A 2,139-nucleotide genomic window follows, 5' to 3' on the forward strand; every position below is an offset into this window, starting at 1 on the left:
GGGTCTTGCGATATGGCAACTTTCGATCACCTGATGACCTGATTTCAGCCATTGAGTCTTTTATTAATCTATGGAACGAAGAGGAGGCACGACCATTTCGCTGGACATACCAGGGCCTCCCACTGGTACGATAGTGTTCATGATGTCGAAGACAAAAATGCAAGCCGCGCTCACTACCCTCACCCGCTTGTTGGAGGAGAATAAACTGACAGCTGGGATGTCTGTGATCATTCACGGCGATCATCTCATCTTGCGCCGTAGTGAAGTGATCGAACAAGGAACCAAATCTGTGAATGTCGACCTTGTTCGACTCACCCGCTTGAATGCGTCCAGATATGGGCTGAGTGTCAGACGGCATAACGGCAGATGGGAGCGCATGCCGTTTTCAGGCAGCATCAAGGAGATGGTGTCTGTGATGCAGACTTTTATGCAGCATCTCGTGGCGCCGAGATGAGGGTGTACCAAAACTTTCAGGGCGTTGCACTAGCGTGCCCCCCCCGAGCTTATGTTTGGCGTTCATTTGCCTCTCCTCCTCTCCCTGCGGGGCTCCACAAGGCCATTCCCTTGACGCGCTTCCGGAAGATATCGCTGGGGGCAGATCAGGCGCGAGGGGCGTTGAAACTCCTATTGGCTCCGGGCTGGTTGGAAGCGAGACGGCGTTTGGGCAGACACCTTGTACGTACAGGGTAAGCATTGCATACCGGCTTATAGATCTCGAACCACATCCGCACCCGGTACGCCCGGCTAATTCTCAACGCCTGGCACCGACTCGCACGGGTGTGGGTTCGTGCGACCAAAGTAGGTTTCAGTGGAGGATCGAATTTGTAAGTGACATGCACGACGGCTCGCTTCCTCCCGCCTTCCTCAACTGCCTCCACCCGGATTTGTTCAATCAGGGTCTCGACGATCTCCCACTTCTGACGCGCATCTGGAATCGCCGGCGGGTTTCAAGGTGCCTCTTGGGCAAAGATCGCAAAGCAGCGAGCTCTTCATCGAGACGACCGCGCCGGCCTGCATTCAGCTCTTTCGAAAGACTTTCGAGAAAGCCTGTGTACTCTTCCCGGGTTCTGAAATCGCGATGGCCTCTCATCATCAAAGCCTGGTCGACGGCCTGCTTGAAACGATAGTGACGCTGCTCCACATCACCATTCTCATGAGGTTCTCTCACCCGTATCTTGCGGCCCTCGAGACCGTAATGACCCAGCAATGACTGATACAGCTGAGTGAATTCCTTGTGGTGCTCTGTCTTCTGTACCGCTGTTGTTAAACGGTCCGTCTGGTGTCTCTCGGGGACTCCGCCCAATTCCCATAGAGCGTTTTGAAGCCCCTCACTCAAACTCTCAAAACTCTCGGAGAAGCAAATCGTCGCCGCTTCCCAATTCGAGTAGGTCAGCACAAAGTGATAGACCATGTGAGGAAATGGGATGCCGCCAATCATTATCTCCAGATTGTCCATGTGCGTAAAATCGGACTGGCTCAGACGACCTGGTGTATGCCGCTGATCAAAGAAGACCTCCTTCGATGGGCCTTCCGTCGCACGCCAGACTTTGATCCGGCGCTGCAAAGTCCTCAGCTGTCCGTCCTGGAGTTGTCCGGGGGATTTCTTCTGCAGATACTTGAAGAATGTTACAGCCTGAAGACCGGGATTGACGATCAAATACCCCAAGAGCTCATCCCAAACATCCTCGAAGGGATCCCGGCCGGCTCCGTAATCACGAGGCTTGGACTGCCTCTCGCTGGGTAACTCCCCGCTTTTCAGGTAGTTGCGAGCTGTTTTCTCGCCCATGCCGGCCTTAGCCGCGGCCTGGTCCAGTGTCTTCTCCTGTTGAATCCGGCTTTTTGAGTGTCGCTTATCAAAAGTCTGACTTTTTCAGTGTCGCTTATCAGCAGGAGTCAATAATAGGCACTGTTGTTGCAGCCGTCCTGTCTTCGTTACTTTTCAGTGTCGCGGATCACTGGGCGGCCGATTTTGACGGAAAACGCAGTCTTGTGATCCTAATATCTACTTGCTTCGATAAAGAGATTTGATTATTCCCCAGGTGGTTGGTCGGATGGCAGGCGGGGGACCGACACATCCCATCCCAAAGGCCCCGAAGATACCATCACAGATTTCATAGCCATCAGGACGGTTTTCGGGGA

Annotated in this window: 2 protein-coding genes; one reads left to right on the forward strand and one right to left on the reverse strand. The window is 53.6% G+C overall.

Annotated features, from left to right (window positions below; all coding sequences use genetic code 11):
- Positions 1-139: 139 nt before the first annotated feature.
- Complete coding sequence (locus tag KJ970_02330; GenBank protein MBU2689735.1) at positions 140-454, forward strand: hypothetical protein; 315 nt, start codon at positions 140-142, stop codon at positions 452-454.
- A gap of 438 nt (positions 455-892) precedes the next feature.
- Here the strand turns inward: KJ970_02330 and istA are convergent, their stop codons facing one another.
- Positions 893-1,831 (reverse strand): IS21 family transposase, encoded by a 939-nt coding sequence (gene istA / locus KJ970_02335; protein MBU2689736.1) that lies wholly within the window; start codon positions 1,829-1,831, stop codon positions 893-895.
- Positions 1,832-2,139 lie beyond the last annotated feature (308 nt).

This window comes from Candidatus Eisenbacteria bacterium, assembly GCA_018831195.1.
Lineage (GTDB): Bacteria > Eisenbacteria > RBG-16-71-46 > CAIMUX01 > JAHJDP01 > JAHJDP01.

Coding starts and splice junctions, on each gene's coding strand:
- KJ970_02330 (MBU2689735.1), top strand. CDS start 140: ATGATGTCGAAGACAAAAATGCAAGCCGCGCTCACTACCCTCACCCGC.